We start from the raw sequence: 20,840 nt of genomic DNA on the forward strand, positions 1-20,840 counted from the left end.
GCGCAGCGGCGGACCGTTTCCCGGCGGACGGTCCGCAGGCGGCGCACCGTGTCGTGGCCGCGGCGGCGCCATTCGGCGCGCGGCAGCCCGGCGCGCTGGCCGCCGCCGCTGATCAGGGCGTTGACCGGGGCGTGCGGGTCGGCGGCCATCCCCTTGGCCACGAGCACGCCCACGACGAGCGGCACCAGGGCCACGGCCAGCGCGGAGCCCGCCGCGCCCACCTGCCGCAGCCGGGGGTGGGTCGCGGGGGCGGGGTCGGGGGCGGTCGCCGATGTCATGCCGTCATTCCAGCAGCGGCGTCGTGGCGGGGAATCGGCGCGCATACTCAGGCCGTTGCGCACGATGTACTCAGAAGGGGTGGTGCGGGGTGCCGGACGCGGAGCGGGAGCGGGGCTTCGAGCCCGCGGGCGGCGACGGCCCGGAGGCCGACGGCGGCCCGGCGCGGGCGGCGGAGCTGCGCACCGCGTACGAGGGGCTGCTGCGGATCCGGCGCCTGCTCGGAGGCCGGGAGGACGTGCCCGCGCCGTGGGAGCTGCGGCTGATGCCGCGCGCGGTGGCCCTGGTGCTGGAGGCGGCCGGGTTCCCGCCGTCGGCGGTGGACGCCCGGGGGCGGCGCTGCCGGTCGGGCTACCGGGTGGCACCGTCCGGCACGGGCCGCGTCGAGGTGAGCTGGCCGGGGCCGCCCGGGGGCGGGGCGGCACAGGAGGAACGGGAGCGGCTGACGGCCTGCGCGGCGGAGCTGGAACGGCACGGCTGGGAATGCCTGCTGTACCGGGGCCCGCGGGGCCGGCGCTTCCTGGAGGTGGAGCCCGCGCACCGGCCGCCGGACCCGCCCGCGGGCTGACCGCAGCGCCGCCGGGTGCGTGCCTCACACCGGGCGGCCGTCCTCCCGGCGGCGCAGCGGGCGCAGGGCGTCGGCAACGACGACCGGCGTGGACGACGGCCTGGGCGAGGTGTGGCCCCGGCGCGGCGACGCCGGTGCGCCGGAGTGGCACACGTGCGCCACGCGGACCGGGCCTGGGACGGGCGCGGGCGGGCGTGCACGGGCGGCCCACGCGAAGGGGCGCGGACCCCGACGGGTCCGCGCCCCCTGCCGTCGCGGCATTCCCGGTGCTATGGCGCGCCGAAGGTCAGCGTCAGCCGCGGCGTCCCCTCGTTCGCGGCGGCCTCCGAGGACCACAGCCACAGCGCGTCCGTCCCGGCGCTGGTGAGCGCCAGGGCGTAGGAGCCGCCGAGCGCGCCCGCGAGCGCCGCCGTGTCCAGACCGGCGGTGTGCACCGCCGACCCGTCGGGGATCCCGGGGAAGGCGCCGAGCGCCGTGGCGCCCAGGCCCGGACGGTTGTTGTACGTGGTCCCGGCCTCCGACCACGCTCCGGTCACCGGGACCACCGAGACGGTGTCCGTGGTCCCGGCGCCCGCCATGGTGCTGGTCTTGACGCTCAGCGTGGCCGACTTGAGCACCGTGCCGGCGGGCGCGGCGGGCAGGCCGAAGCGCAGGTAGCTCGCGTACAGGGAGGTCCCGCGCACCGCGAGGGAGCCCGAGGTTCCGTAATTGCCGTCCGGGGCGCCCGCGTTGGCGTACGTGTCCTCGGACGCGGTGACCTGGACGACGGTGTCGGCCGGGGCGGAGGCGAGGGCGTAGTGGTTCTGCACCTGCGCCGCGCTCAGGACGCCCGGGTAGACGGCGGTCTCGTCGATCAGACCCGCGAAGTGCTCGCTCGTGGGGCGGTCCGGCCAGCCGCCGAGGCCGTCGAAGCCGACCCGCCAGTAGCCGGTGAAGTTCTCGTGCGTGGTGACGTTCAGCGTGCCCTTCTGCGCGCCGTCCACGTACAGGGTCATCCCGCCGGGGCCCTGGGTGGCGACGACGTGGTGCCACTTGTCGTCGTTGTAGGAGGCGGCGGTGGTGACGGTGCGGGTGGCGCCGGTGTAGACGCCGTAGACCAGCCGCCCGTCATTGGTCATGTAGACGTGCTTGTCGTACTGACTGCTGCCGTTGATCTGCTGGTTGCCGAAGCCGACCAGTTTCCCGCCCTGGGTGGTGCCCGTCCGGAACCAGGTCTCGATGCTGTAGGTGCTGCCGACGGTCTGCCGGCGGTCCCCGTAGACGTGGGCGTTCGTGCCGTTGAAGCCGATCGCCGTGCTCGCGCCGCCGACCGCCCCCGGGGACTGGCGCAGTGCCGGGGCGTTCTGGTGCACGCCGGCCTGGTTGCCGTCGGAGGAGTCCGCGACGTACGGCGGCGACGATTCGTCGTAGCGCCAGTAGAGCTGGGCGCCGTCCGCGCGGACCTGGCTCGGGTACGCGTCCGCCGACGTCGGGACGGTCACGCTCACGGTGCCCGAGGGGGCGCTGACGTTCCCCGCGGCGTCCGTGGCCGTGACGCGGTAGGTGTAGGACTGGCCGGCCTGGGCGGTGGTGTCGGTCCAGGAGGCCTGAGGGCGCTTGAAGAACAGCGAGTCCGCGGTGACCGTGCCGATCGGGGTGGCCGCGCCGTTGCGGTAGATCCGGTACGTCAGGGCGCTGTCGTCCAGGTCGAGGCTGGTGCGCCAGCGCACCTGGACCTCGCCGGGCCGGAAGGCCGCCGCGCTCGCCACGGGGGTGGTGGGCGCGCCCGTGTCGTCGGTGGAGGAGAAGTGCGTCAGGCTCTGCTGCGCCGCACCGTTGACGGTGGTGAACTCGCCGCCGACCCACAGGTAGGGCGTCGCCGCCTTGGAGCCGACGGTCATCACGCGCGGGCCGATGCCCTCGCCGATGCCGTCGTTGGTGTCGGGGGCCCAGCCCAGCTTGCCGACACTGGTGGTCGGCTGGGCGAGGAGGTGGTGGCGCTGGCCGTCGGGGTACTCGCCGACGCTGGAGCAGTCGTGCGCGTGCGAGGCGCTGTAGAGCACGCTCCGGTACGGCAGGACGGCCTGGGTGGCGCCCAGGCAGGTGTCGCGCCAGCGCTGGTTGAAGTCGGACAGGTTCAGGGCGATGCGGCCGTCGAAGACGCCGCCGCCGGTGCCTTCGTTGGCGGTGTAGAAGCCGGTGGCGTCGGTGGCGATGTCCTTGACCACGGAGTTGGTCTCGATGAAGCCCGGGTAGGTCTTGGTGAGGGCCCCGCTGGCGGCGTCGACGACGGCCAGGGCGTGGGTGTTCGTACCGTTGACGGTGAAGAAGTCCCCACCGAGCAGGACGTTTCCGCCGTCCGGAGTGACCTCCACGGCGCGGCCCGGGTCGTCGGCGTCGGCCCTGAAGGGGCGCAGCGCTCCGTCGGTCGCGTCGACCGCCGCGAAGCGCTGGCGGGGCTGACCGGAGACGGTCAGGAAGTCGCCGCCCGCGTACACGGTGTCGCCGGTGACGGCGATGGCGCGGACGGTGGCCGCGAAGGCGGGCCGGAAGGACTGGTTCACGGTGCAGGTCGCCACGTCGATGGCGGCGATGCTGGAGACCGGGGTGCCGTTGACCGCGCCGAAGTAGCCGCCCGCGTAGAGCGTCTTCTTGTCCGGGGAGAGGGTGAGCGCGCGGACGGTGGCGGTGCCGCTGCCGATGGTGAACGACAGGTCGCAGGAGGCGGGGGCGCCGGTCGCGGCGTCGAAGGACGCGAAGTTCACCGCCGACCGCTCGGCGCCCCCGCCACCCGTGGGCGGGCGCACGGTGGAGAAGGTGCCGCCGACGAAGACCGTGCCGCCGGCCTCGGCCAGCGCCCAGACGACCCCGTTGGGCTGCCAGGTCGGCAGTGGATCGGCGGTGAAGGCGACGGGCGGGGTGATGGCCGCCGCCTGCGGGACGAGGCCGAGGCCGACGGCCGCGCCGGAGCCGGCCAGGGACAGGGCGAGAGCGGCCGCCAGGCCTCTGGATCTACGCATGAACCCCCCAGTTCGGTGTACGTGGGTACTGCGCTGCGCGTGCGCCGCGCGGGACGCGCGGGACACGACGTACGGCCGGGTCCCGGCGGACGGGTGCACGGCCATGCGTACGGGCGCACCCTAGGACGAATCGGCGGTCCGGTCATCAGACTTGACCCATCGGATGCCCAACCGTCCCGGGGGCCGGGCCGCTCGGGGTGCTGCGGCCGGGCCCCCGGGATAGGGTGAAAAAGGACGTCCAGGCCCCGGGGCCGCCGTACGCGGACCGGATCCCGCGAGGCCCGGCACCCGGCCGCGCCGACGGTGCGCGCCGCCGAGGCGTCCGTTCATCGACTCATCGACCCGATGCTTTCCCAGCCGAGGAGGGAACGCATGAATCGGCACGCTCGCTCCGCACTGCTCACCCCGCTCCTGGTGTCCGCCGTCGCCATGCCGTCCACGATGGCCCGTGCGGCGGTGGCGTCGTCGGCGCCCGCTGCGGTTCCCCAGGCGGCCTGTGCGCTCGTCGCGGCGCCCAATACCAATCCCCAGGAGTTCGACCTCACACTGACCGGCTTCAGGGCCAACCAGAGCGTAAGGATCAGCGGCCCGGAGAAGTTCACCCTCACCACCGACGGCCAGGGCGCCGCAACGAACGAGGACGTCAAGAAGGGCACTTACAACGCGACGGTCCAGGGGAACCAGGGCAAGAAGACGATCACCTGCACCAAGCCGGCCAGGACGGCCACGACCGCCGTCCGCGTCTCCGACGTGGACATCACGGGTGCGTCGACCACCCCTGCTTCCGTCGACTGCACGGTGGCACAGAACGTCACCTTCACGGGCAAGGTCACGGGTAGCGGAACCGGAGACGTAGAGCTGCAATGGAGCGGCAGCAGCGGCAAGAGCAGCAATCCGACGCTGAAGTTCACCGGCCCGGAGACGGCCGCGCCTTCGTTCGTCGTCAAGTCCAACCCCCGCACGAAGGCCACGGACCCCGCACCCACCGTGTCGGCCACCCTGACCGCGGGCAAGGCGCAGGACTTCTTCAGGTTCACGCTCAAGTGCAACCCCTGAGCCCGGCGCGCCCGGCGCCTCGCCTACTCTTCCACGCATGATCGTTGCGAACGGACCCGTCCAGCTGGTGATCTTCGACTGCGACGGGGTGCTCGTCGACAGCGAGCGCATCGCCGCCCGCGTACAGGTGGCCCTCGGTGAGCGGCTCGGCTGGCCGCTCACCGAGGACGAGGTGGTGCGCCGCTTCATAGGCCGCTCCAGCGCCTCCGTACGGGAACAGGTGGCCGCCCGGCTCGGGGACGTGACGGCCCGCGAGTGGGACGAGTCCTTCGTGCGCCTGCACGCCGAGGCCGTGGACGCCGGCCTCGCCCCGGTGGACGGCCTGCCCGAGGCGCTCGACCGGATCACCCTGCCGACCTGCGTCGCCTCCAGCGGGTCCCACGAGAAGATGCGGCACACCCTGGGCCGCACCGGCCTCTACGACCGCTTCGCGGGCCGCATCCACAGCGCCACCGAAGTGCCGCGCGGCAAGCCGGCCCCGGACCTGTTCCTGTACGCCGCCGCCCGCATGGGGGTCGACCCGTCGGCCTGCGTGGTCGTCGAGGACAGCCGGCCGGGCGTCGAGGCGGCCCGCGCGGCCGGCATGCGCTCCCTGGGCTACGCGGGCGGCCTGACCCCCGCCTCGGCCCTCGCGGGAGCGGGCACGACGGTCTTCACCGACATGCGCGAACTGCCCGTCCTGCTGGGGGAGGTGTGAACCGGCGCGAGCGGGAGCGGCCGTCCGGCCTGCTCGTCGGGGCGGCCGCGCACGGTGACGCGCCCCGGGTGGCGGAGCTGCTGCGAGGCGGGCACGCGGAGACGGCCCGGCTGTTGCGCACGGCGGGGCCGTCCGGGGGCTGAGGCCCCCGGACGGGCCGCGTTCAGGCGGCCGGCAGGGTCCGGCACAGGAGGGCCGCCGGGGAGGGGCGGGAGCCGACGCGCGTGGTGAAGGCGATGCCCGCCGCGTACTCGGTCGGCAGGCACTGCCCCTTGTAGTGCCCGGAGGCGAAGTCGCCGCCCGCGGCGCCCGCCGGCCGGTTGTCCCCGCGGTCGAACCAGACCGTGCGCCCGCCGGCCGTCGGCAGTGCGCTGCGGGCCGGGGCGCACAGGGCCGCCGAGACCCGCTCGCCCCGCTCGCCGTACCCGATGAGGAACTGCCCCGCCGGGCACTGGAACTTGGTGTAGCCGCCGGCCCAGTCGCCGCCCGCGGGGACGTACGTCTCGTCACGGACCACCGTCTGGCCGCCGGCCGGGGCGCGCAGGTCCGAGGTGGAGCACAGGCCGTACCCGCCCGTGTGGCTCAGGCCCGCCAGGCGGGCACCGTCGGGGCAGACGGCCTTGCGGGCGCCGACGTCCCAGTCCCCGGCCGCGCGGGTGCGCAGCGAGGCGACGTGGTCGCGGTGGGAGGTGTCCAGCTGGTACCAGGCGGGGCCGGCGGGGACCGGCCCGGTGCGGCCGGGGGCGGTGGCGAGGGCCGTCCAGGGGGCGGTGCGCCAGTCGGCGGCGTCGAGGACCCCGGTGCGGCGGCCGGCGGCGTCGTAGCGGAGCATCGCCCAGCTGTCGCCGCCCGGGGCGCCCTGCGCGGTGGTGCTCCAGCCGACGAGGGGCCAGTAGGCGAAGTCGGCGTCGGAGGCGGCGAGCTCGCCGGTGAAGTTCCGGAACCAGGCGCGCGGGGCGGCTCCGGTCTCGTCCGCGCCGGTGCCGAACTCGCTGATCCAGACGGGGGCGGTGAAGTGGGTGCCCGTCTCGGCGGAGACGAAGAAGGCCTGGTCGTAGAGGGTCTGCCGGAGTTGGGCGGGGGTCATGTCCTGGTAGCGGGGGTCGTGGGTCTCGCCGAGGCCCGTCGCGCCGCTGTGGTGGGGGCCGGTGTACCCGTAGAAGTGGGCCGAGTAGACCAGCTTGCCGGAGACGACGAGGGTGTGGGAGAGGGTGCGGACGGGCGTGAGGGTGGGCCGGCCGTGCGCGAGGCCGTCCAGGGGGATGCCGGTCCAGTTGATGCCCTCGATGACGATGAGCAGGTTGGGGTTGGCCTCGGTGAGGATCCGGTCGGCGGCCTCCTGGGAGGCGGCCTGCCAGTCGTGGGCGTCGCCCAGGCCCCAGTTGGGGTCGTCCCAGGTGTCGCGGCGGACCTCGTTGTAGAGGTCGGCGCCGACCACGCGCGGGTTGTCGCGGTAGCGGCGGGCGAGGAAGACCCAGTCGTCGGCCCATTGGGCGGTGGAACGGCCGCTGTTCCAGCGTTCGTTGCCGTCGAGGCCGCAGCACCAGCGGGTGGTGCCGGTGTGGTTGTTCAGGATGACGGCGAACCCGGCGTCGGTGAGGGCGCTCACGACGGCGTCGTAAACCTGGAGCGGGGTGCGGCCGCGCAGGGCCGGATTGGCGGCGACGGCGGAGTCGGGGACGGGAGCGGCCGTGTGCAGCATCTCGTTGGAGAAGGGCAGCCGGACGCTGTTGAGCCCGAGCGCGCGGAAGTCGGCGAGCAGGGCGGGCAGCGCGACCCGGTCCAGGCCGAGCGGTATGCCGTGGGAGTCCTGGCCCGCGTGGTGGGTGGCCGGGTCGTTCCGGTCTCCGGAGCCGTTCCAGGAGCCCTGGGCGCCGTCCCAGTTGCCGGAGCGCAGGCGGAAGCGCTCGCCCCGGGCGTCCACTATGTAGCGGCCCCGCGTGGAGAGCGGGGGCGTCCAGGCGGCGTCGGCGGCCGCGAGGGGCGCGGCCGGCGGCGGCGCGGGCGCGGCGACGGCCGGAARGGCCCCGCCCGCCAGGAGCAGCACGCTCAGCACCACCCGTAGAAGGCTCTTCATGTCGGCTCCCGCCGGTTCCGGCCGCCCCGGTCCGGGCGGCTGCGGCGCACAAGTTACCGGCCGGTCGCGTCACGGGGAAGGCTTCCGCGACCTCCGCACCGGAGCCCGGAAGCCGTCAACCCGAGCAGGTCCGCGCCACCCCTCCGCACGGGCCCGGCCCGGCAAAACCGCCCCGCGCGGGCCCGCCTCCCCCTACGGTGCACCCAGGGGACGGGCGCGCGTACCGGAGGGTGGGGCTGATGGACGACGAAGAAGACATGCGGCTGGCGAGGATGACACCGGAGATTTCCCGCCGCACCCTCGCGATGCTGCGCGGGCTCGCCGGGCTGGAGCCCCCGGAGCAGGTACCGGAGGAAGCCATGGTCGTCGCGGACGCGATCCTCGCCGAGCACGGCACCGACGGGCTGCGCGTGCTGGTGATGACGCTGGCCGCCTGGGCGACCGCGCAGATCGAGAACGTCGCGGAGCTGAGCCGGCGCAGCCACGAGGCGGTGCTCGACGCGATGGAGCTGGCCTGCTTGGAGGCCAACGCCGAGGAGTAGCCGCCGGACTCCACCGGAAGGGTTTCCTCCGGCGGGTCGCGGGCGACGCTCCGGAACAGGGGTCCGCCACCCCGGGCGGGTGGCGGGCGACCGACCGTACCGGCCGCCGCGGCACCGGGCCGCGGCATGCCGTGATCCGGGCCGGGGTCGGCGACACTGGGGAGACCAGCAGGTTGCGGGGGGTCGTGATCGGAGGCTGTCGTGAGCACACCTTCCCCCATCCGCATCGCCGCCGTCCTGTCCGCGGAGCACCGCGGGCGGCTGATGTCCCACGCGCGCGAGGTCAATTTCCCGGAGGGCGCGCGGCTCTTCGACGAGGGCGCCCCGGCGCGGTCCTTCTGGATCGTCCGCTCGGGCACGGTGACCCTGGAGATCCCCCTCCCCGGCCGCCACCGGTCGGCGTCCGTCGAGAGCCTGGGACCCGGGGAGCTCGTGGGCTGGTCCTGGCTGTTCCCGCCCTACGTGTGGCAGCTGAGCGCCGAGGCGATGACCCCGGTACGCGCCTACGAGTTCGACGGCGAGACGGTACGGCTGCTCATGGACGCCGACCCGGCCTTCGGCTCGGCCGTCGGGCACTGGGTCGGACGGGTCCTCGCCGTACGGCTCCACCAGACCAGGACCCGGCTGCTGGACCTCTACGCCCCCCGCACGGGGGCCACCCGCTGACCGGCCCGAGCTCCGCGAGCGCCGTGCCAACCCCTTTCCGGGGGGTGTGTTCAGCCGATTCGGCGGTCCGCTCCCCCACAGGTCACGACGGGTGCCATCGCTGCGGACTGCACACATGCGCTCACGATCGGTGACGAGAAACAGCGGTACGAACGGGCGTTCACGCTCCGGATCGGCAAGACTCCCGTCCGTTATCCGAAACACCGAGCCGAGGAGTGTTCGAAATGCGGTCCATCACCAGGAGCCTGGGACTGGCTTCCGGAGCAATGGCGCTCACCGCCCTCACCGCGCTGGCCGGGACCGGAGCGGCCGACGCGGCTCCGTCCGGTGCGCAGAGCATGTACGCGCCGTCCGCGCTCGTGGTCAGCGTGACGGCCGGACCGGACGCCGCCCACGGTACGGTGCTGCGCGCGGTCACGCTGGTGTGCGCGCCCCGGCCGGGCGGCACCCACCCCGACCCCGCCGCCGCCTGCTCCGAGCTGAAGGCGAACGGCCCCGCCCTGGACGCCCTCACCGCGCCCCGGCCCAACGTCAGGTGCACCAGGGAGTGGGACCCGGTGACCGTCACCGCCGACGGCGTGTGGCAGGGGCGCCGGCTGAGCTACACCTACACGTTCGCCAACCCGTGCGGCCTGCACGCCAGCACCGGAGTGCTGTTCGGCATCTGAGCCCCGGGTCCCGGCCGGGCCCCCTCCCCCCGTGCGCCGGGCGGCGCCGTGCGACCGCCGTCCGGCCCCGCGCCGCGGCGGCCCGGCCCTCAGCCCAGTTCGAGACTGGTGACCCCGTACAGTCCGGCCGTGTCCACATCGGGCACTGGGCCGGTGTACATGCGGGCGGTCTCGAACGACGGGAGCAGCCCGAGCCCGGCCAGCAGGGTGGCCGCGGCGGGGTTCACGTCGGGCGCGTCCACCGCGACCTCCCCTCCGGGGGCGTGCCCGGCGAGCCCCCGCACCAGGGCGGCGGCCACCTCCGGGGTGGCCGCGTAGAGCGGACCGATCCGGGAGGCCGCCCCGCACGGCCGGATCACGCCGAGGCCCTCGATCCGCCCGTCGCGGACGGCCGCGAGGGCGGTCCGGCCGGGCAGGGCGGTCCAGGCGGAGAGGAAGGCGTCGCGGGGCGCCGGGAAGAACCGGCGGTCGTAGGCGGCGAGCCGGCCGAACGGCAGGGAGGCCGCGTCGACGGTCCGCACGGAGCCGTCCTCCCCGCCGGCCTCCGGGACCCCCTCGAAGCGGATGTTCGTCCAGGCGGAACGGAATCCGGACTTGCGGTAGTTGGCCTGCTGCTCCACCACCCCGTCAAGGCCGGTGAGCCGGCCGGCCAGCCGCTCCGTCGCCGCGTTCCACATCCGCAGGCCGTACCCCCGGCCGCGCAGGTCGGGGCGGACGATGTAGAAGCCGATGAACCCGTACGAGGTGCCGTAGCGCACGGCGGAGACGCAGGCCACCGGATCCCCGTCGAGGCGTCCGACGAGGAAGCCCTCCGGATCGGCCACCGCGAAGGCGAAACGGTCGCTGTCGCCCGGGTTCCAGCCTTCCGCCTCGGCCCAGCCGCGCAGCAGTTCCATGTCGGCGGCGCTCGCGCCGCCGATCTCGAATCCCGTCATGTGCGGTGTTGTACCAGACCGCGGGGGTCCCCGCAGCAGGGCCTGACCGGCCGTCAGGAGCCCGGCCGGCGCCCGTCGGCGGGGCCACCGGGACCGGGGGCGGCCCGCACGCGGACAAATGGGGTCGCGGGCCGGAGCGGTGCCCGCGTAGGGTCGGCGCATGGGGAAGCCGCTCGTCGCAGTGTTCAGTGGGGCAGGGATGTCCACCGATTCCGGGATCCCGGACTATCGGGGGCCGCAGGGTCTGTGGAGGCGTGAGCCGGACGCCGAGAAGCTCGTGACCTACGAGTACTACATGGCCGATCCGGAGATCCGCCGGCGCTCCTGGCTGATGCGCGCCGAGGTCTGGGCCTCCGCGCCCCGGCCCAACGCGGYACACCTGGCGGTCGCCGAGCTGGAACGCGGGGGCACCCCGGTGCGGGTGGTCACCCAGAACGTGGACGGGCTGCACCAGCTCGCCGGGATGCCGGCGCGCAAGGTGTTCGAACTGCACGGGTCGGCCCGGTCGGTGGTCTGCACCGGCTGCCACGCCCGGACGGGGCTGGAGGAGGCGCTGGCCCGGGTCTCCGCCGGGGAGCCGGATCCGGCCTGTCTGGCGTGCGGCGGGATCCTGAAGACGGCGACCGTGATGTTCGGGGAACGGCTCGATCCCGAGGTCCTGGCGCAGGCCGTTGCCGTGGCCAAGGGCTGCCAGGTCTTCATCGCCGTCGGTACGACCCTCCAGGTCCAGCCCGCCGCCTCACTGGCCGGGATGGCGGCGGAGGCGGGGGCCCGTCTGATCATCGTGAACGCGGAGGAGACCCCGTACGACGCCCTGGCCGACGAGATCGTCCGCGAACCGATCGGCACCGCCCTCCCGTCCCTGCTGGCCCGCATCGCGGCAGGCTGAGAGAACCACCCCCGCGGCCCGCCCGGAGGTTCAGCCGCCGTCGGCGGCCCGGCGCATGGCGGCGGCGTCGAGTTTCTTCATCTTCATCATCACGGCGGTGGCGCGGGCCGCACGGGCCGGGTCCGGGTCGGCCACCAGGTCGATGACGCCGGGCGGAATGACCTGCCAGGACACGCCGAAGCGGTCCTTGACCCAGCCGCAGGCGCCCTCCTCGCCGCCGTCCTTCGTCAGGGCGTCCCAGTAGTAGTCGGCCTCCGCCTCGTCCTGGCAGTGGATCTGGAAGGAGATGGCCTCGGTGAAGGGGAACTGGGGGCCGCCGTTGAGGCCGATGAACTTCTGGCCGTTGATCTCGAACTCGACGACCATCACGTCACCGGGCCGGCCGGGCCCGGCCTCGTTGTAGCGGGCGGTCCTGCCGCGCCGGCCGTCCTTGAAGACCGACAGGTAGTGGTCGGCGGCGGCCTCCGCGTCGCCGTCGAACCACAGGCACGTGGTGAAACCGGTGCTGGCCATGACTGCCTCCCTGCGAGGGGGTGAGGTGCGGCGGCTGCCGTCCCCCACCTACAGACAGGTCCCGCGCCCCGAACTCATCGGTGGGCGCGGGACCGGTCCGTACTTTCACCCGTTCGGGCTACATCCCGAGCATCCGGTCCACGACGCGCGCAGCGGCGTGGCCGTCGTCCAGGTCGCAGAACTCGGCGCGGAACGCCGCCCGCGCCCCCGCGTACTCGGCGCCCACCGCGTCGGCGTCGCGCACGGCCGCGATCAGGCTCGGCGAGTCCGCCAGGAGCGGTCCGGGGGCCTTGGACTCCAGGTCGAAGGTGAAGCCGCGCAGCGTGTCGCGGTAGTGCTCCAGGTCGTACGTGAACAGCAGGATCGGCCGGTCGGTCAGCGCGAAGTCGAAGAGCGCGGAGGAGTAGTCCGAGATCAGCACGTCGGCGACGAGCAGCAGGTCGGTGGTGTCGGGCCAGCGGGAGACGTCGACGACGAAGCCGTCGCGCACGCCCTCGCGGACCTGTTCGCCCACCTTGTGGTGGCCGCGCACCAGCAGGACGTGGTCCTCGCCGAGCTCGCGGCGGGCCGCGTCCAGGTCGATCCTCAGGTCGAGCTTGTACCCGCCGGTCCAGCCGAGGCGGTTCTCGCGCCAGGTGGGCAGGTAGAGGACGACCTTCTTGCCGTCCGGCAGGCCGAGCCGGCGCCTGACCTCGGCGATCCGTGCCGCGTCGGGGCGCACCAGGGCGTCGGTGCGCGGGCTGCCGGCCTCGATGACCTCGCCCTGGTAGCCGAGGGCCCGCTTGAGGATGGGCGTGGCGTACGAGCTGGGGGAGGCGAGCAGCGACCACTGGGCGCTGTCGTGCTGCAGCCCCTCCAGCACCTCGGGGCTGGTGTAGTAGTCGTGCATGAAGTCGTAGCCGATCTGCTTCAGCGGCGTCCCGTGCCAGGTCTGTACGACGGTCTGGCCGGGGCGGCGGGAGAAGGTCGGCGGAACGCTGTCGTTGACGACGTAGTAGCGGGCGCGGGCCAGGACCTCCCAGGCCTCCATGCTGCCGTACTGGACGGCGCGCGCGGTCGGCGGCACCTCGGCGCGGCCGTCGCGCACCAGCCAGACGTGTTCCAGCTTCTCGCCGCGGCGCAGCAGCTCCTCGTGGACGGCGCGGGGCGAGTCACCGGCGCCGTTCCCCTGGAAGGTGTCGTAGACGACCATGTCCTTGACCGGCAGGGCGCGCTGCGCGGGGTAGGTCACGTCGCGGGCGACGCGCTGGGCGTAGTGCGAGCGGTCGTGCGGGCTCAGGACCGGGTCGCAGACCAGCGCCATCCGGTCGTGGAGGCGGGCTTCGACGCGCATGCGGCGGCCGAGGACGGTGATGGCGTGCGGTCCGGACGCCAGGACGGGCGCCACGAGCTGGACGGGCGCGCCGCGGTCGACGCCGAGCAGGCCGGCGGTGGATCCGCCCTGGGCCGCCGGGCGCAGCGTGGGCCACCAGCGGCCCTGCGGGAGGCTGGTGCGGCCGGCGTAGGGCTCGGGGAGCACGGGCTCGAAGGAGGCCTCGAAGCGGTCGCCGTCCCGGGTGACGGGGTAGCTGAACTCCATGCCGTGCTGGTTGTGCAGGACGAGTTCGTACGGTTCGCCGGCGGTGCCGGCGGGCGCGCGGAAGGTGCCCGCGAGGGTGAGGACGCCCTCCTGGACGGTGACCGTGTCGACCAGCGGCGGGGAGGCCTGGACGGAGAGGATCAGGTGGCCGCTCATACCGCGCTTGGCGAAGACGGTGCGCTCGGCGGGATCGCCGGGGATCGGGGCGACCAGGCCGGTGAAACCGCCGCGCTCGTCGTGGGCGAGGGGGTGGCGGGTTCCGTCGGCGCGGACCACGGAGAGGTTCCACGGCCGGGGACGCCATCCGCCGGCCTGTCCCCCGCCGGCCTGTCCCCCGCCGTCGGGTGCCTCGCCCAAGGCGGCGAGCGGCACGGTGACGGTGAAGGGGATCCGGCCGCCGGGGCGGGCCGCGGAGGTGGTGAGCGGGAAGGTGAGGGTGGTGCCGGCCTGCGTGGCCTGCAGGGTGGCGTCGGTGCCGGCCTCGGCGGCGAGCTCGCCGGTCAGTTCCAGGGCGTCGTCGCCGGTGGCGCGGACGTCCAGGACCCGGGCGCGGACGATCTCGACCTGGACGGTGAGGACGCCGGAGACGGTCGGCAGGATACGGACGTCGGGGGTGGCCCAGTACGCCGGCGGGGTGAGTCCGCTGTCGTGTTCGCCACCCTTGAGACGGGCGCGGTGCAGGCCTCCGGCGCCGGTGACGGCGATGGAGGTGGACCATATGCCCTCGCGCCACTTGCCGCCCGACTGGAAGACGGTGGGGTCGACGACGGCGCTGAAGCCGGCCCAGTCCGCGTGCCGCAGGGCGAGGTGCGGGCTGTTGACGGTGGCCATCGGGGAGGCGACGGTGCGGGTGTTGACGACGGTGCGCCGGCGCTTGCCGTTCTCACGGAAGATCAGCATCTTGCGGGAACCGAGGCGGCTCTCCGCGCCCATGTGGCCGGGCAGGGCGTAGCCGCGCAGCAGCAGCTTGCCGTCGCTCCAGGCGACCTGCTCCACCCGGCTCACGACGCGGCGCTCGCGCGGGCCGAGGGTGAGCAGCTTGGCCGGGACGGGCGCCTTGAGGAAGGGGTAGTCGGCCTGCGGGCGGGCCAGTCCCTTGACCGGAACGCTGTAGGTGAAGTCCTTCTGGTGCCGGACGAGGGCGATGAACTCCTCGACGCGGCCTTCGCGGGCCAGGTAGGCCTTGAGCCGGTCGGCGACGGTGAGGTCGCTCCAGGGTTCGGTGCCGATCTCCCGGATGAGGCCGCCGACCTCCTTGACGAAGGCTGCGCGGAACTCGGGGCCGGCCTCGCCGACGTACTTGTAGATGAGGGGGAGTTCCTCGCTCAGCACGTTGCGGTCGTAGTCGCGCAGGTAGCGGGCGTACTTCTCGCCCTGCTTGCCGAGGAGGGCCTCGCGGACCAGGCGGACGGAGGTCACGCGGTCGGTGAGGGAGACCGGGTCGGTGGCGCGCTGGGTGATGGAGCGCTCGCCGGTCTCGCGGACCCGCCAGTGGTAGACGACGTCGCCGATCACGTCGACGCTCTTGGCGAAGTAGTGGGCGGGGATGCTGACGGGGGCGTCCTCGTAGAGGATGCCCTCCGGGTACGCGAAGCCGTGTTCTTCCCAGAAGCTGCGCCGGTAGACCTTGTTCCACGCGGTGCGGTCGGTGACCAGCGCCGGGAACTTGGAGATGTGGGTCTTCATCCGGGTGTTCGCGAATGCGATCCGGTGGCCCCAGGACTGCTGCATGCCGACGGATCGGAAGCGGCGGACGTTGCCGCCTGCGAAGTCGGAGCCGGTCTTGTCGAGGGCCGCGATCAGCTTCTCGTAGGCGTGCGGCGGCATGGTGTCGTCGCTGTCCACGAAGGCCACGTACTCGGTGCCCTCGGCAAGGTGTCGGAAGCCCACGTTCCGGGCGGCACCGAGACCCGCGTTCTTCTGGAGGACCACCCGGAACCGTTGGTCACGCTCCGCGAAGTTCTTCGCGATGACGGCGCTCGCGTCCGTGGACCCGTCGTCGACGATCACGACCTCGAAGTCGTCGAACGTCTGAGCTGCGATGGACTCCAGGCACTCGTCGAGGTAGAGCTCGACGTTGTAGACAGGTACGACGATGCTCAGGCGCGGGGGCATGGGTGGCGGGTTCTCCAGCGTTTTTTGCTTTGTCGATGAGTTAATGATCAGCTGATTACAGCATCTTACTCTGTAACAGGATGATAAAGTCCGCCCATCCCGGACATATCAGTGGGGGTCGCCGGGGCGGACGGCAAAGAATTCGACCGCCCGCCACCGCGCCGTCACGACCCCCTCGGGTGCCTCAGATCTCCAGCTCGGCCTCGATCTTCCTCAGCTGGTGCCGCGCCATCGCGAGATTGGCCCGTCCCCGGTCGAGGGCCAGGTACAGGAAGAAGCCGCTGGAGCCGCGCGCCTTCATCAGCCGGATCAGGTGGTACTGACTGCCGAGAGTGATCAAGATGTCCTCGATCTCGTCGTTCAACCCCAGCATCTCCATCGTGCGGACCTTCGCGCGGACCACGTCGGTGTTGCCGGCGGCGGCGACCGAAAGGTCCAGGTCCTTGCTGCCTCCGATGGTGCCGAGGGCCATGCCGCTGCCGTAGTCCACGAGGGCCGCGCCGAGCGCCCCGTCGATGGTGGTGGTGGCTTCCTTGAGGGCGGTTTCCACGTTGGCCATGGGGGTTCCTCTTTCTGCTGTCGCTTGTCCGTTGTGCGTGAGGGTCTGACGTGCTGGCGTTTGCCAAGAGAGAAGAAGGTCAGGAGAGCGGGGCCGCCGGGCCGAGGGCCGGCGGCGGCGTTGCCGGGCCCCGCCGGCCGAGGCTGCGGTCGATCAGCTCGGTGATCCGCAGGCTGGAGCGGCGCGCCTCCAGGTGGAGCCGTCCGACGTTGACGCGCGGCTCCGCGATCAGGGTGAGGACGGCCGTCTCGCCGGCGGCGTAGGTGGCGACGTATCCGTTCTCCCCGCGCACGAGGAGCTCGCGGAAGCCGCCCTGACCGGTGCAGTCGCTGAGCCGCTGGGCGACGCCGAGGGCGGCCGCGGTCAGCGCGGCGACGGACTCGGCCTCGGTTGCGGCGCTGTCCTGGGCGAGCACCAGTCCGTCGGCGCTCGCGGCCAGGGCTCCGGTGAGCTGGGGGACACGGGCCCTCAGCCGCCGGAGCTCGGCGAGTATCTCGGCTTCGGCCTCGGCGGGCACCATCGCCGTGTTCATATCGGCCTTCCTCCCTTCGAGCGGCCTCCGCTCGGAACGGTCGGCTCGCAGAACCGGTCGCAGCGGGAGCCTCACAGACTTGCCTCCAGTGCGTCGCGTAACCGGCGGAGCAGAGCCACGTCCGGGGATTGGGACTCGGTGATCCAGTCGGGCAGGGGGGCGGCCGGCAGCGGGACCGGCCGGGTCCGGGGAGTCTCCACGAGCCCGGCGGCCGCGAGTCTTCGCACGTCGAGCAAGGTGTGGAAGGCGGGCCTGCCGAGTACCCAGGCCAGGTCCGCGGGGGTGCGCACGCCGTCGGCCTGCCCCAGGAGGATCCGCTGCCGCGCGGTGACCGTCTGCCCGGGCGCGGCCGGCCGGGGCACCACCGGGGATATGTCGAGCAGCGGGTACGGCCACACCGCGTCCAGCAGTTCGCGGCGGCGGCGGGTCTCGCGCTCGACGGCCTCGGCCGGGACCGAGCGGACGGAGCCGATCCAGTGGGTGGCGCCGCGGCGGAAGCGGGACGGGCCGCTGCCCGGCGAAAGCGCGAAGAAGGCGGCGTCGAAGATCGCCGCGAGGTGACAGATCTCCAGCTCGCCGTCCGCGAGGCCTCCGCTGTCCACGAGGAAGCGGGCGACCTGACGGCGACCTCCGGCCTCGTCCACCGCCTCCTTCCAGCGCTCGGGGGCGAGGCCTCCGCCGGTGGTGAGCAGGACGTCGAGGCCCGGGGTGGAAGGACTCTCGGCGTGGACGACGCGGCCGTCCTCCAGGAAGAGGGTCCCGCGGTCGCGGAGCAGGGCGCCGGTGGCGCGTTCGGCGGCGAGCCGGGTGAGCAAGGGGGAGACTGCGGTGGTCATCTGAGCACCAGCCCTTCGGCCAGCGCGCGGAGTCTGAGGCGGGCGAGGGCGAGGTTGCCGTCGGTCCGGTCGAGCCAGAGGTGGAGGAAGACGCTGCTGTCGAAGCTCGTCTCGACGAAGCGGAGCACGTGGTAGCCGGTGCGCGTGGTGACGATGAGGTCCTCGACGGGTGGTCCCGCCGCGGCGGGTCCGCCGACCGCGCCCGGCTCGCCCGGCGCGGGGGCGAACGACTCGTACTCGGCCGCCGCCCGGGCCAGCTCCGCGGTCTCGGCGGCGGTGGTCTCGTGGTCACCGACGGGCGACTCCCCTGCTGTGCCGAGGGCCAGTCCGCTGCTCCAGTCGACCAGCGCGGCCCCGCGCGCACCCGGCAGGGCCATGGCTTCGAGCAGGCATTCGTCGATCCCGGGCACGCGGGCTCCCCTCCCGGCCGCACGTGCTGAATGCACGGTCCTACGGCGCGACAAGAAGGGAACTTACTCAACTTCCACTCTGCGAAAAGGCGTTCTGGCATTTTCCGCTGGAACATGCGCGGTAGCACGTGGCAGCTTGGCCGGATCGTGTTCGTTTCTGATCAAGAGTGTGATCAGGGGGTCGCCTCCGGGATCGGATCACGACGTCGGCGGCAGATCACCGGCCAACCGGAAGGGCCCTCCCTCCCCTTATCAACGTACCCCTCGTGGCTCGGTGTGCGCAGCAAGTGGTACACGGCCGCCCCGCCCGCCCCCGGGCCCGGACGGATCGCGGCCGCGCGACGGCGCCTGGCGCACCGTTTCGGGGAGCAGCTGGCGCAGGAGATGGAGCGGGCCGCCGCGGAGGGCGTGCGGCCCGGGTGGGACGCCGCGACGGTCTGCGCGTTCGGGCTGTCCCTTCTGGTCCACGCGGTGACCCTGTTGCTGATGGTCTCCGGGATGCTGTTGGTGGTCCTGGGGTGGGACACGGGGGTGCAGCCGGTGGTCGGCGCCCTGCTGCTGGGGCTGGCGGCGGTGCTGCGGCCCCGTACGGTGCGTCTGCCGAAGGGCGCCCCGGTGCCGTACCGGGCGGACGCGCCCCGGCTGTTCGAGCTGATCGACGAGGTCGGGGCGGTGGTCGGGACGTCCGGGGTGCACGCCGTACTGGTGGGGACGCACGGCAACGCGGCGGTGAACGTCTACGGCCTGCGCCGCCGCCGGGTCCTCGACCTGGGACTCGGCCTCTGGGAGATCCTGTCGCCGCAGGAGCGGGTGGCGCTGCTGGGGCACGAGCTCGGCCACTTCGCGCACGGCGACCTCCGCTACGGCCGGGTCACCTCCGGGGCGCTGCACTCCCTCAGGGTCTGGTACTACGTCCTCGCGCCGACCCCGGCGGTGCGGCTGCTGGACCGGTTCGTGAACGCGGCGACCTTGCTGCCCCGCTGGGCGGCGTACGGGACGCTCCTGCTCCTGGACCGGCTGACCCTGCGGGCTTCGCAGCGTGCCGAGTACCTGGCCGATACCGGCGCGGCCCGCGCCGGGTCGGTGGAGGCGGCCCTCGGGCTGCTGGACCGGCTGCTGGTCTCCCGTTCCGTCGGGACGGAGCTGCGGCGGGAGTCGGTGGCGGCGCAGGTGCGGGGCGGGCGCGGCGGCCGGGAGGCCGACGCGCGGGCCGAACCGGGCCTGTGGGAGCGGCTGGCCGCGCACATCGGGGCGGTTCCCGAGAGGGAGTACGAACGGCTGCGCCGGGCCGGAGCCCTGCGCGGCCACAGCGCGGACGACACGCACCCGCCGACCCACCTGCGCCGGCGCCACGCGGCGGCGATCCCCCCGCGGCCCCCGCTGGTCGTCTGCGACGCCGCGCGCGAAGCGGCGGTGGCGGCCGAGCTCGCCGCGCACCGGCCGGAGCTGGCCCTCCATGTGATCCGCGGGCACGCGAACTGACTGCGGACCGCCCCGCCCCGGCGGGTGCGGGTCACGAAGGCCGGGGAGCTTGCCCGATCAGGTGGCGGGGGTCGCAGGCGCCTGCGGGAGCAGACGCTCCGCCAAGATCCCGAGGAGGGCTTCGGCCGGGTGGGCGGCCGCCAGCGTGGGCAGGGTGAGGTCGTCCAGGTGCAGGCCGAGCATCGCGAAGTAGAGGAGCAGCACGCCGTCCCGGTCCCCCGGCAGGCCCGCGTCGAGGTGCCCGGCGATGTTGGCCTCCAGTTCGGCGCCGAGGAACCGCGCCAGTTCCTCCTGAAGTTCGGGCCTGCGGGTGGCCTCCAGCCGCAGCTCCAGCACGGCGATGTGGATGCTGCGCTCGCGGCGCATCCGTTCCAGGAGCCGGCGCAGCAGCACCTCCGTGTCCGGCGGGCCCGCGAGTTCGGCGGCGTCGGGGGCGAGCCGTTCGCGGGTGCGGTGGAGGATCTGCACCAGCAGCTGGCCCCGGTTGGCGAAGTAGTTGGAGGTGGTCCCGGTCGGTACGGCGGCCTCGGCGTCCACGGCGCGCAGGGTCAGCCCCCTGGAGCCCTCGCGTGCCAGGACTTCGATGGCGGCGTCGAGCAGGGCGGCTCGGCGTTGCGGGTTCTGTCGCATGCGCGGATCCCTGGGGTGTGGAGGGGGTCTGGACGGGGTGTGGACGGGCCTTTTCCAAAGCACTGCATACGCAGTGCTCAGCACACGCTAGCGGACCTTCGCGCTCCGGGCCCTCCCCACCGCGGCCCCGCCCGTGCAACCCTGCCCGTCATGGAGCGGATCATCGAGGAGATACGCGAGGACCTGGACCGCCGGATCGGGATCGCCGCGGACCGGCTCGCCGACCGGACCCTGACCGAGGATCCCGCCTACGCCGCCCGGCTCGGGCGGGCCGAGCTGCGCGAGCGGATCCACCTCACCCTGACCCAGGCCGTCGACGGCCTGGTCCGCGGCGCCCGGGGGCTGCCGACCGAGCTGGCCGACGCCCGCGCCACCGGTGCCCTGCGCGCCGAACAGGGGGTGCCGCTCGCCTCCTTGCGGCGGACCTACCGGCGCGGCGGACGGCTGCTGTGGCAGAGCCTGACCGAGGCGGTGGCCGCGCACGACCGGGCGGAGCTTTTGGGGTTGCTGCCGGGGGCGGTGGCGCTGTGGGACGTACTGGACCAGATGACGGACGCCGCCTCGGAGGCCTACCTGCGGACCGAGGCCGAACGCGGCGAGCGCGAACGGGAGCTGCGGACGGCCCTGCTGGACACGCTGCTCGACGGCGGTGGCACCGGCGGCGGTGTGGCCGCGGCGGCCGGGCGGCTGGGACTGGCGGACCGGGGCCGCTTCGCCGTGGTCGTCCTCGGCGCCGGCGCCCCGGGAGCCGGTGGCGCCTCCACCGGAGCGGGCGCCGGACCGGCCGCCGCGCCGGCCACTGTCACCGGGC

20 protein-coding genes and 1 pseudogene are annotated in these 20,840 nt (G+C 73.8%); 10 read left to right on the forward strand and 11 right to left on the reverse strand.

The features are described from left to right. On the reverse strand, positions 1 to 278 hold a 278-nt coding region (locus AB4039_RS35940), incomplete at its 3' end, for a hypothetical protein (RefSeq protein ID WP_442272728.1). Positions 279 to 367: 89 nt separating this feature from the next. On the opposite strand from AB4039_RS35940, the gene AB4039_RS35945 reads away from it, so the two are divergent. Then, entirely contained in the window at positions 368 to 844 is a 477-nt protein-coding gene (locus AB4039_RS35945; protein WP_266836773.1) for a hypothetical protein, read from the forward strand. A gap of 269 nt (positions 845 to 1,113) precedes the next feature. Here the strand turns inward: AB4039_RS35945 and AB4039_RS35950 are convergent, their stop codons facing one another. Beyond that, on the reverse strand, positions 1,114 to 3,843 hold the full coding sequence (locus AB4039_RS35950) for a DNRLRE domain-containing protein (protein WP_442272729.1): 2,730 nt from the start codon (positions 3,841 to 3,843) through the stop codon (positions 1,114 to 1,116). Positions 3,844 to 4,215: 372 nt separating this feature from the next. Here AB4039_RS35950 and AB4039_RS35955 point away from each other — a divergent pair, with 372 nt between their 5' ends. Genes AB4039_RS35955 through AB4039_RS35965 form a run of 3 tightly spaced genes read left to right on the forward strand, consistent with a single transcriptional unit; the run spans position 4,216 to position 5,739 of the window. Beyond that, positions 4,216 to 4,899: a hypothetical protein gene (locus AB4039_RS35955; protein ID WP_442272730.1), complete on the forward strand. Its 684-nt coding sequence runs from the start codon at positions 4,216 to 4,218 to the stop codon at positions 4,897 to 4,899. Positions 4,900 to 4,936: 37 nt separating this feature from the next. Beyond that, positions 4,937 to 5,596 (forward strand): HAD family hydrolase, encoded by a 660-nt coding sequence (locus AB4039_RS35960; RefSeq protein ID WP_442272731.1) that lies wholly within the window; start codon positions 4,937 to 4,939, stop codon positions 5,594 to 5,596. Then, positions 5,593 to 5,739 (forward strand): hypothetical protein, encoded by a 147-nt coding sequence (locus tag AB4039_RS35965; protein WP_266836781.1) that lies wholly within the window; start codon positions 5,593 to 5,595, stop codon positions 5,737 to 5,739. Before AB4039_RS35960 ends, AB4039_RS35965 begins: the two co-directional genes overlap by 4 nt. Before the next feature lie 20 nt (positions 5,740 to 5,759). Here AB4039_RS35965 and AB4039_RS35970 read toward each other — a convergent pair whose 3' ends face one another. Next, complete coding sequence (locus AB4039_RS35970; RefSeq protein ID WP_442272732.1) at positions 5,760 to 7,673, reverse strand: glycoside hydrolase family 5 protein; 1,914 nt, start codon at positions 7,671 to 7,673, stop codon at positions 5,760 to 5,762. Positions 7,674 to 7,912: 239 nt separating this feature from the next. Between AB4039_RS35970 and AB4039_RS35975 the strand changes: the two genes are divergently transcribed. The 3 genes from AB4039_RS35975 to AB4039_RS35985 all read left to right on the forward strand — a co-directional run bounded on the left by AB4039_RS35975 (position 7,913) and on the right by AB4039_RS35985 (position 9,549). Next, positions 7,913 to 8,215, forward strand: coding sequence for a hypothetical protein (locus AB4039_RS35975; protein WP_030231436.1), 303 nt, complete (start codon positions 7,913 to 7,915; stop codon positions 8,213 to 8,215). A gap of 201 nt (positions 8,216 to 8,416) precedes the next feature. After that, positions 8,417 to 8,881: a cyclic nucleotide-binding domain-containing protein gene (locus AB4039_RS35980; protein WP_266836788.1), complete on the forward strand. Its 465-nt coding sequence runs from the start codon at positions 8,417 to 8,419 to the stop codon at positions 8,879 to 8,881. A 224-nt stretch (positions 8,882 to 9,105) separates the two neighbouring features. Beyond that, on the forward strand, positions 9,106 to 9,549 hold the full coding sequence (locus tag AB4039_RS35985) for a subtilase-type protease inhibitor (RefSeq protein WP_266836790.1): 444 nt from the start codon (positions 9,106 to 9,108) through the stop codon (positions 9,547 to 9,549). Between the two features lie 89 nt (positions 9,550 to 9,638). Here the strand turns inward: AB4039_RS35985 and AB4039_RS35990 are convergent, their stop codons facing one another. After that, positions 9,639 to 10,484 carry a GNAT family N-acetyltransferase gene (locus AB4039_RS35990; protein WP_442272733.1) on the reverse strand — a complete coding sequence of 282 codons (846 nt, stop codon included), beginning with the start codon at positions 10,482 to 10,484 and terminating at the stop codon, positions 9,639 to 9,641. Between the two features lie 160 nt (positions 10,485 to 10,644). On the opposite strand from AB4039_RS35990, the gene AB4039_RS35995 reads away from it, so the two are divergent. Further along, on the forward strand, positions 10,645 to 11,373 hold the full coding sequence (locus AB4039_RS35995; protein WP_442272734.1) for an SIR2 family NAD-dependent protein deacylase: 729 nt from the start codon (positions 10,645 to 10,647) through the stop codon (positions 11,371 to 11,373). Positions 11,374 to 11,403: 30 nt separating this feature from the next. On the opposite strand, the gene AB4039_RS36000 is transcribed toward AB4039_RS35995, so the two are convergent. The 6 genes from AB4039_RS36000 to AB4039_RS36025 all read right to left on the reverse strand — a co-directional run bounded on the left by AB4039_RS36000 (position 11,404) and on the right by AB4039_RS36025 (position 17,917). Continuing rightward, positions 11,404 to 11,886, reverse strand: a complete 483-nt coding sequence (locus tag AB4039_RS36000) for a VOC family protein (protein ID WP_266836796.1) — start codon at positions 11,884 to 11,886, stop codon at positions 11,404 to 11,406. Positions 11,887 to 12,004: 118 nt separating this feature from the next. Continuing rightward, positions 12,005 to 15,580 carry a bifunctional glycosyltransferase/CDP-glycerol:glycerophosphate glycerophosphotransferase gene (locus AB4039_RS36005; protein WP_442272735.1) on the reverse strand — a complete coding sequence of 1,192 codons (3,576 nt, stop codon included), beginning with the start codon at positions 15,578 to 15,580 and terminating at the stop codon, positions 12,005 to 12,007. 184 nt (positions 15,581 to 15,764) lie between these two features. After that, the gene (locus tag AB4039_RS36010) at positions 15,765 to 16,139 is read right to left on the reverse strand and encodes a hypothetical protein (RefSeq protein WP_266836800.1); all 375 of its coding nucleotides are present in this window, start codon (positions 16,137 to 16,139) and stop codon (positions 15,765 to 15,767) included. Positions 16,140 to 16,218: 79 nt separating this feature from the next. After that, on the reverse strand, positions 16,219 to 16,659 hold the full coding sequence (locus AB4039_RS36015) for a roadblock/LC7 domain-containing protein (protein WP_442272738.1): 441 nt from the start codon (positions 16,657 to 16,659) through the stop codon (positions 16,219 to 16,221). Positions 16,660 to 16,742: 83 nt separating this feature from the next. Continuing rightward, a complete protein-coding gene (locus AB4039_RS36020; protein WP_266836804.1) occupies positions 16,743 to 17,507 on the reverse strand; it encodes a transcriptional regulator in 765 nt (254 codons plus the stop codon). Next, entirely contained in the window at positions 17,504 to 17,917 is a 414-nt protein-coding gene (locus tag AB4039_RS36025; protein WP_266836806.1) for a hypothetical protein, read from the reverse strand. The genes AB4039_RS36020 and AB4039_RS36025 overlap by 4 nt, the downstream gene beginning before the upstream one ends. 276 nt (positions 17,918 to 18,193) lie before the next feature. Here AB4039_RS36025 and AB4039_RS36030 point away from each other — a divergent pair, with 276 nt between their 5' ends. After that, entirely contained in the window at positions 18,194 to 19,399 is a 1,206-nt protein-coding gene (locus AB4039_RS36030) for a M48 family metallopeptidase (RefSeq protein WP_442272736.1), read from the forward strand. A 57-nt stretch (positions 19,400 to 19,456) separates the two neighbouring features. Here AB4039_RS36030 and AB4039_RS36035 read toward each other — a convergent pair whose 3' ends face one another. Then, positions 19,457 to 20,029: a TetR/AcrR family transcriptional regulator gene (locus AB4039_RS36035; protein ID WP_442272737.1), complete on the reverse strand. Its 573-nt coding sequence runs from the start codon at positions 20,027 to 20,029 to the stop codon at positions 19,457 to 19,459. A gap of 150 nt (positions 20,030 to 20,179) precedes the next feature. Here AB4039_RS36035 and AB4039_RS36040 point away from each other — a divergent pair. Beyond that, positions 20,180 to 20,840, forward strand: a pseudogene (locus tag AB4039_RS36040) (hypothetical protein); the annotation flags it as partial.

Origin of the sequence: Streptomyces sp. M-16, from assembly GCF_052114405.1 — a bacterium.
Lineage (GTDB): Bacteria > Actinomycetota > Actinomycetes > Streptomycetales > Streptomycetaceae > Streptomyces.